Raw genomic sequence first — 7,741 nt, forward strand, 5'->3', positions numbered from 1 at the left:
AACCGGTCACCTTAATGGACGAAAAAATGGGTAAAGCAGTTATTGCAATTCACGGCGGCGCCGGGGCTATTACCCGTGCACAGCTGAGCCAGGAGCAGGAGTTGCGTTATATACAGGCGCTGTCAGATGTTGTCGAAACCGGTCAGCGGATGCTCGAAGAGGGGCGTAGCGCACTGGATGTGGTGACCGAGGCCGTGCGTCTGCTGGAAGAGTGCCCGCTGTTTAATGCCGGAATTGGCGCAGTATATACCCGTGATGAAACCCATGAGCTGGACGCCTGCGTGATGGACGGTAATACCCTGAAAGCGGGAGCCGTCGCGGGAGTAAGTCATCTGCGAAATCCAGTTCTCGCGGCACGCCTGGTGATGGAACACAGCCCACACGTCATGATGATAGGTGAGGGGGCAGAGAATTTTGCCATTGCGCAGGGTATGGAGCGCGTTTCGGCGGATATTTTCTCGACGCCAGAACGCTACGCTCAACTGCTGGCGGCGCGAACGGCGGGTGAAATGGTGCTGGATCATAACGCTACCCCACTGGATGAGAACAACAAAATGGGTACCGTGGGGGCGGTTGCGTTGGATATGTCTGGTAATCTGGCGGCGGCGACATCGACCGGCGGGATGACCAACAAATTGCCGGGCCGGGTGGGTGACAGTCCACTGGTTGGCGCAGGCTGTTATGCCAATAACGCAAACGTGGCGGTTTCCTGCACCGGAACCGGAGAAGTCTTTATTCGTGCGCTGGCGGCTTATGACATTGCGGCATTGATGGATTATGGCGGCCTGAGTTTATCTGAGGCGTGCGAGCGTGTGGTGATGGAAAAATTACCGGCGTTGGGCGGCAGTGGCGGCTTAATTGCTATCGATCATGAGGGCAATGTCGCCTTACCGTTTAACAGTGAAGGCATGTACCGTGCCTGGGGATACGCGGGCGATACGCCAACCACCGGTATTTATCGGGAAAAAGGAGATACCGTTGCCACACAGTGATGAGCTTGACGTCAGTGACGTGCTGGCAGTGAGTAACCTGAACATTGCCTTTGAACAGGAACAGCAGCCCGTGAGTGCGGTGCGTAATCTGTCATTTCGCCTGAAGCGTGGCGAAACGCTGGCGATAGTTGGCGAGTCCGGTTCAGGAAAGTCGGTCACGGCTTTGTCGCTGATGCGTCTGATAGAACAGGCTGGCGGTGAGGTGAGCTGTGATGAAATGCTCCTCCGACGCCGCAACCGCCAGGTTATTGAGCTGGGTGAACAGAGCGCATCACAGATGCGCCACGTGCGCGGCGCGGATATCGCGATGATCTTTCAGGAGCCGATGACATCGCTAAATCCGGTGTTTACCGTGGGTGAGCAGATTGCCGAGTCTATCCGCTTACACCAGGGGGCCAGTCATGAAGAGGCGATGCTGGAAGCTAAACGGATGCTCGATCAGGTCCGTATCCCTGAGGCGAAGGCGATTTTATCGCGTTATCCGCACCAGCTTTCCGGCGGCATGCGCCAGCGCGTGATGATCGCCATGGCGCTGTCGTGCCGCCCTGCGGTACTGATTGCCGATGAGCCGACCACCGCGCTGGATGTCACTATTCAGGCGCAGATCCTGCAACTCATAAAAGTGTTGCAGCAGGATATGTCGATGGGGGTGATCTTTATTACCCACGATATGGGTGTGGTGGCGGATATTGCCGACCGTGTGCTGGTAATGTATCAGGGTGAGGCGGTTGAAACCGGCAGCGTTGAGCAGATCTTTCATGCTCCCCAGCATCCCTATACTAAAGCGCTGCTGGCAGCCGTACCGCAGCTTGGCGCCATGAGCGGACAAGAGTATCCGCGCCGTTTCCCACTTATTTCTTTACACGATCCCAGTCATGTTGAACCGCAAACCGAGCAGGACACCGTGGTTGAAGGCGAGCCTATCCTACGGGTACGCAATCTGGTGACGCGTTTTCCTCTGCGCAGCGGCATTCTTAACCGGGTAACCCGTGAGGTGCATGCGGTGGAAAACGTCAGCTTTGACCTGTGGCCGGGAGAAACGCTCTCGCTGGTGGGCGAGTCGGGCTGCGGCAAGTCCACCACAGGGCGGGCGTTGCTGCGCCTGGTTGAGTCTCAGCGTGGAGAGATCATCTTCAACGGACAGCGGATTGATACCCTCGCCGCCAGCAAACTGCAGCCGCTGCGCCGGGACATTCAGTTCATCTTCCAGGACCCTTATGCATCGCTCGATCCTCGCCAGACGGTGGGATACTCCATTTTAGAGCCGTTACGGGTGCATGGATTACTGCAAGGTGATGCGGCGGCAAAACGGGTTGCCTGGCTGCTTGAGCGCGTAGGATTGCTCCCTGAGCATGCCTGGCGCTATCCGCACGAGTTTTCCGGCGGTCAGCGTCAGCGTATCTGCATTGCCCGGGCGCTGGCGCTCAATCCCAAGGTAATCATTGCCGATGAGTCGGTCTCGGCGCTGGATGTCTCGATTCGTGGGCAAATTATCAACTTGTTGCTCGACCTGCAGCGCGAAATGGGGATCGCATATCTGTTTATTTCCCACGATATGGCGGTAGTGGAGCGGATCAGTCACCGTGTGGCGGTGATGTATCTGGGGCAGATTGTCGAGATCGGCACCCGGCGGGCGGTATTTGAAAATCCACAGCATCCGTATACGCGCAAACTGATGGCGGCAGTACCGGTTGCCGAACCATCACATCATCGGCCCCAGCGCGTGCTGTTATCGGATGATATCCCCAGCAATATCCGCAAGCGCGGCGAAGAGATTTCCCCCGTGTCACTACAGTTAGTTGGCCCGGGGCATTATGTCGCGCGTCCACAACCAGAAAATGCGCTTTCGCGTTTATAACAGGCAGACAGGGTTTAAGGAGAATAACATGACAAAAATTGTTGCTCGAAAATGGCTGGTTGCTGTGGGAGTGGCCTCGGCGCTGGCCGCCGCACCGGGCTGGGCCGCCAAAGACGTGGTGGTGGCAGTGGGATCTAACTTCACCACGCTCGACCCCTATGACGCGAACGACACGTTGTCGCAGGCGGTAGCAAAGTCGTTTTATCAAGGACTGTTTGGCCTTGATAAAGAGATGAAGCTGAAAAATGTGCTGGCGGAGAGTTATACGGTTTCTGATGATGGCCTGACTTACACCCTTAAGCTGCGTCAGGGCGTGAAGTTTCAGGATGGCACTGACTTCAACGCCGATGCGGTCAAAGCTAACCTCGATCGGGCCAGTAATCCGGAAAACCATCTGAAACGCTACAACCTGTATAAGAATATTGATAAAACCGAGGTTGTCGACCCGTCGACGGTGAAGATTACGCTGAAGCAACCGTTCTCGGCATTCATCAATATTCTGGCGCACCCGGCAACGGCGATGATTTCGCCTGCCGCGCTGGAGAAATACGGTAAGGAGATCGGCTTTCATCCTGTCGGCACCGGACCGTATCAGCTTGAAACCTGGAATCAGACGGATTTTGTGAAGGTTAAGAAGTTCGCGGGCTACTGGCAGCAAGGGTTGCCAAAGCTTGACACGATTACCTGGCGTCCGGTGACCGACAACAACACGCGTGCGGCCATGCTGCAGACCGGGGAGGCGCAGTTTGCCTTCCCGATTCCTTACGAGCAGGCGGCGTTACTGGCGAAGAACAAAAACCTGGAACTGGTGGCCAGCCCGTCTATCATGCAGCGTTATATCAGCATGAACGTCACGCAAAAACCGTTCGATAACCCGAAGGCGCGTGAGGCGCTGAATTATGCCATCAACCGTCAGGCGCTGGTGAAAGTCGCTTTTGCCGGGTACGCGACGCCTGCCACCGGTGTTCTCCCGCCATCGATTGCCTATGCGCAAAGCTATACGCCGTGGCCTTACGATCCGGCGAAAGCGCGCGAGTTGCTGAAAGAAGCGGGTTACCCTAATGGTTTTACCACCACGCTATGGTCTTCGCATAACCACAGTACCGCGCAGAAAGTACTGCAATTTACCCAGCAGCAGTTGGCACAGGTGGGCATTAAGGCGCAGGTAACGGCGATGGACGCTGGTCAGCGAGCGGCGGAAGTTGAAGGTAAAGCGCAGAAAGAGAGCGGAGTGCGGATGTTCTACACCGGCTGGTCTGCTTCTACAGGTGAAGCGGACTGGGCGCTGTCGCCGCTATTTGCATCACAAAACTGGCCGCCGACGCTGTTTAATACGGCGTTCTACAGCAATAAGCAGGTGGACAGTGATTTAGCCGCGGCTCTGCAAACCAACGATCCGGCGCAGAAAGCGAAGCTCTACAAAGATGCGCAGGATATCATCTGGAAAGAGTCGCCGTGGATCCCGCTGGTAGTGGAAAAACTGATTTCGGCGCACAGCACCAGGTTGACGGGATTCTGGATCATGCCGGATACCGGATTTAGCTTTGATGATGCGGATTTAAAATAAGCGATGCATTCGGCCCCGTAATGTAGGGGCCGGCGAAGGGAGCGTGATGCTTAACTATGTTTTCAAGCGCCTGCTGGGGTTGATCCCAACGCTGTTGATTGTGGCGGTGCTGGTGTTTTTATTTGTTCACCTGCTACCCGGCGATCCGGCCCGGCTGATTGCCGGACCGGAAGCTGACGCTGAGGTGATTGAACTGGTGCGTAAGCAACTGGGCTTGGACCAACCGCTGCATATTCAGTTCTGGCATTACATGACCAACGTGTTGCAAGGCGATTTTGGAACCTCGATGGTTTCTCGCCGCCCGGTTGCGGAAGAGATTGCCAGCCGTTTTATGCCATCGCTATGGCTGACAATTGCCAGTATGGCGTGGGCAGTGTTATTTGGCATGACGGCGGGGATTATCGCCGCCGTGTGGCGTAATCGCTGGCCGGACAGGTTAAGTATGACGCTGGCGGTCACCGGGATCTCTTTTCCGGCTTTTGCGCTCGGCATGCTGCTTATGCAGATATTTTCCGTTGAACTCGGCTGGTTGCCCACCGTGGGCGCTGACACCTGGCTGCACTATATCCTCCCGTCAATTACGCTGGGGGCGGCGGTGGCTGCGGTGCTGGCCCGCTTTACCCGTGCTTCGTTTGTCGATGTGCTCAGTGAAGATTATATGCGCACCGCGCGAGCTAAAGGGGTGAGTGAAACCTGGGTGGTGTTAAAACATGGTCTGCGTAACGCGATGATCCCGGTGGTTACCATGATGGGGCTACAGTTTGGTTTTTTACTCGGCGGCTCAATCGTGGTTGAGAAGGTGTTTAACTGGCCAGGGCTTGGACGACTGTTAGTGGACTCAGTCGAAATGCGCGACTACCCGGTGATACAGGCCGAGGTGCTGTTATTCTCTCTGGAGTTTATTCTTATTAATTTAGTGGTGGATGTACTCTACGCCGCCATTAATCCGGCTATCAGGTACAAGTAAGGATGCGATTTTTTAACTGGCGCCGACAGGCGATTTTAAATGCGATGCCCCTTGTTAAGCCAGAGCAGATTCGCACGCCGTGGCATGAGTTCTGGCGTCGTTTCCGCCGCCAGCGCATGGCGATGATCGCGGGATTGTTTGTCCTTATCCTGATTATGGTGGCGATTTTTGCCCGCTGGCTGACGCCATTTGATGCCGAAAACTACTTCGATTATGACCGTCTGAATGACGGGCCGTCGATGCTGCACTGGTTCGGCGTTGACTCCCTGGGACGGGATATCTTTAGCCGTGTGCTGGTTGGCGCGCAAATCTCGCTGGCGGCAGGGGTCTTTGCCGTATTTATTGGCGCGACGATTGGCACCGTGTTGGGATTGCTGGCGGGATACTACGAAGGCTGGTGGGATCGACTGATTATGCGCATCTGCGATGTACTGTTCGCCTTTCCGGGTATTTTGCTGGCGATCGCTGTGGTGGCAGTGCTGGGCAGCGGTATTGCCAACGTGATTATTGCCGTGGCTATTTTTTCTATTCCGGCCTTTGCGCGCCTGGTGCGTGGGAATACGCTAGTGCTGAAGCAGCAGACCTTTATTGAATCTGCGCGCAGTATTGGCGCCAGCGATGCAACCATCATCTTTAACCATATTCTGCCGGGAACGGTCTCATCGATTGTGGTCTTTTTTACCATGCGAATTGGCACGTCGATTATCTCTGCCGCGAGCTTGTCATTTCTGGGATTGGGCGCGCAGCCGCCGACCCCGGAGTGGGGGGCAATGCTCAATGAGGCGCGGGCCGATATGGTGATTGCGCCGCATGTGGCGATTTTCCCGGCGGTGGCGATATTTCTGACGGTGCTGGCGTTTAACTTACTGGGCGATGGCCTGCGCGACGCGCTGGACCCGAAGATAAAAGGATAAACCACAGGCCGGATAAGACGTAACGCTTATCCGGCCTACGTTGGGTTACGCTATTTAAACGCGGGTGCCCCACAGATCGTATTCATCTGCGTTTTCGACCTTCACGCGGATGATATCGCCAGGTTTCACCCTGGTTTCGCCATTCAGGTATACCGCGCCATCGATTTCCGGGGCGTCAGCCATACTGCGACCAATCGCGCCTTCTTCGTCAACTTCATCAACGATAACCAGAAATTCGCGGCCCACTTTCTCCTGCAAGCGTTCAGCAGAGATCTGCTGTTGCAACTGCATAAAGCGGTTCCAGCGTTCTTCTTTCACCTCTTCCGGGATTTGATCCGGCAGATCATTGGCGCCAGCGCCTTCTACCGGGCTGTACTTAAAGCAGCCGACGCGATCCAGGCGTGCTTCCTTCAGGAAGTCGAGCAACATCTGGAAGTCTTCTTCTGTTTCACCCGGGAAACCAACAATGAAGGTGGAGCGCAGCGTCAGTTCAGGACAAATTTCACGCCACTGCTTGATGCGCGCCAGCTGTCTGTCCACGGAGCCTGGGCGTTTCATCAGCTTGAGAATACGCGGGCTGGCATGCTGCAGCGGGATGTCCAGATACGGCAGAATTTTGCCTTCCGCCATCAACGGGATCACGTCATCAACGTGCGGGTAGGGATAGACGTAATGCAGACGCGTCCAGATCCCCAGTTTTGATAACTGTTCGCACAGATCAACCATGCTGGTTTTGACCGGCTCGCCGTTATGGAAACCGGTGCGATGCTTCACATCCACGCCGTACGCGGACGTATCCTGAGAAATGACCAGTATCTCTTTCACGCCCGCATCTACCAGACGCTTGGCTTCGCTGAGTACGTCGCCGATCGGACGACTCACCAGATCGCCACGCATCGACGGAATAATGCAGAACGTGCAGCGGTGGTTGCAGCCTTCAGAAATTTTCAGATAGGCATAATGGCGCGGAGTCAGCTTGACGCCCTGCTCAGGAACCAGACTCTGGAACGGGTTATGCTTTGGTTTTGGCACATAGTGGTGAACGTGCTCCAGAACCTGTTCATAGCTGTGCGGACCGGTGATTTCCAGCACTTTCGGGTGGACTTCACGGATCTGATCGACTTTCGCGCCCAGACAGCCGGTAACGATCACCTTGCCGTTTTCGTTTAACGCTTCGCCGATTGCTTCCAGGGACTCCTGAACCGCGCTGTCGATAAAGCCGCAGGTGTTAACGATAACCATATCCGCGTCGTCGTAGCTTGGCACAACATCATAGCCTTCGGTACGAAGTTCGGTCAGGATGCGCTCAGAATCGACGAGGTTTTTCGGACAACCTAGTGATATAAAACCAATTTTTGCCATTTTCTTATACTGTACATTGCTCGTAATCGGGGGATTATACAGATGCCGTCACGGTACATCTATATCTGATCGGCATAAGAC

General features: G+C 55.3%; 6 protein-coding genes. 5 read left to right on the forward strand and 1 reads right to left on the reverse strand.

Annotated features, from left to right (window positions below):
- Positions 1-26 precede the first annotated feature (26 nt).
- Genes iaaA through gsiD form a run of 5 tightly spaced genes read left to right on the forward strand, consistent with a single transcriptional unit; the run spans position 27 to position 6,298 of the window.
- Positions 27-992 carry a beta-aspartyl-peptidase gene (gene iaaA / locus JSN25_RS12770; RefSeq protein ID WP_069323360.1) on the forward strand — a complete coding sequence of 322 codons (966 nt, stop codon included), beginning with the start codon at positions 27-29 and terminating at the stop codon, positions 990-992.
- Positions 979-2,850, forward strand: a complete 1,872-nt coding sequence (gene gsiA, locus JSN25_RS12775; protein ID WP_204524991.1) for a glutathione ABC transporter ATP-binding protein GsiA — start codon at positions 979-981, stop codon at positions 2,848-2,850. The genes iaaA and gsiA overlap by 14 nt, the downstream gene beginning before the upstream one ends.
- 28 nt (positions 2,851-2,878) lie before the next feature.
- Positions 2,879-4,417 (forward strand): glutathione ABC transporter substrate-binding protein GsiB, encoded by a 1,539-nt coding sequence (gene gsiB / locus JSN25_RS12780; RefSeq protein ID WP_150344831.1) that lies wholly within the window; start codon positions 2,879-2,881, stop codon positions 4,415-4,417.
- Positions 4,418-4,463: 46 nt separating this feature from the next.
- Positions 4,464-5,384 (forward strand): glutathione ABC transporter permease GsiC, encoded by a 921-nt coding sequence (gsiC, locus tag JSN25_RS12785; protein ID WP_069323225.1) that lies wholly within the window; start codon positions 4,464-4,466, stop codon positions 5,382-5,384.
- A gap of 2 nt (positions 5,385-5,386) precedes the next feature.
- Positions 5,387-6,298 (forward strand): glutathione ABC transporter permease GsiD, encoded by a 912-nt coding sequence (gene gsiD, locus JSN25_RS12790; RefSeq protein ID WP_069323226.1) that lies wholly within the window; start codon positions 5,387-5,389, stop codon positions 6,296-6,298.
- A 54-nt stretch (positions 6,299-6,352) separates the two neighbouring features.
- Here gsiD and rimO read toward each other — a convergent pair whose 3' ends face one another.
- Positions 6,353-7,660: a 30S ribosomal protein S12 methylthiotransferase RimO gene (gene rimO / locus JSN25_RS12795; protein WP_204524992.1), complete on the reverse strand. Its 1,308-nt coding sequence runs from the start codon at positions 7,658-7,660 to the stop codon at positions 6,353-6,355.
- Positions 7,661-7,741 lie beyond the last annotated feature (81 nt).

This window comes from Citrobacter cronae, from assembly GCF_016893685.1.
In the GTDB taxonomy this organism is placed as follows: domain Bacteria; phylum Pseudomonadota; class Gammaproteobacteria; order Enterobacterales; family Enterobacteriaceae; genus Citrobacter; species Citrobacter werkmanii.